1 protein-coding gene is annotated in these 711 nt (G+C 47.0%); it reads right to left on the bottom strand.

Going from position 1 to position 711, the window contains the following annotated elements; translation table 11 throughout:
* Positions 1 to 711, bottom strand: a 711-nt coding sequence (locus H8S45_RS15910) for a hypothetical protein (RefSeq protein WP_186950614.1), incomplete at both ends; no start/stop codon positions are given.

Raw genomic sequence — 711 nt, 5'->3', positions numbered from 1 at the left:
TTTGATTTCCAGCCACCCATCCAGCGGGCTATACGCCGTTATGCCCTCTGAATCGATCGTCTGTCCTGCGGTTATGCCCTCACATGCGCAGTACCCGCCAAAGCCGAGTTTGATGGTGTCGCCGCCCTCACCGGATTCAAGGGCTATTGCGTCTTTGGAGTTGTTCAAGAACGAGCCTGCGATCCGATTGCCGGAGATTTCAAGGATGGTGGTGGTGCCGTAGGAGGAGTTGCCTCCATCAGCGTAAGCAATGATAAACCGATTGTTTTCTGTAATTGATGCAGATGGGAATAAACCTTGATACGAATTATTCCAATTATATTGCGCACCAATATTTAAAACATTTCCGGTTCGATATATTGTTTGTGCATATGAGCTGTAAATTCCAACAACAGAATGACCAACCGCGCAAATCTCTACGAGATTCGGGATGCTTCCTGCAATCTGTTTCTTTTCCGTTTTTTCTGTCAGCAATTCAGGATTAAATGCAATCATTTGTGTTGCGGAATCGATAAATAAAACATATACCCATCCATCTAATGAGTATGTACAATGAATATCAGTTGTTGATGCTTCATTGAACGTCACCACCTCCCCAAACGTCACCGCATTCGCGCTGTCAACCGTCGCAATAACCGCCTTGCCCTTGTTGCCGTCGCCAGTATCGGAAAAGCAGATGCACACGCGCTTGTTTCCGCTGTCGTCGTCGGG

The sequence above is a fragment of the Agathobaculum faecis genome (assembly GCF_014287995.1).
In the GTDB taxonomy this organism is placed as follows: Bacteria; Bacillota; Clostridia; order Oscillospirales; family Butyricicoccaceae; genus Agathobaculum; species Agathobaculum ammoniilyticum.
The sequence above is the reverse complement of the archived record's forward strand: the minus strand, read 5'-3'. Positions and strand labels throughout refer to the sequence as shown.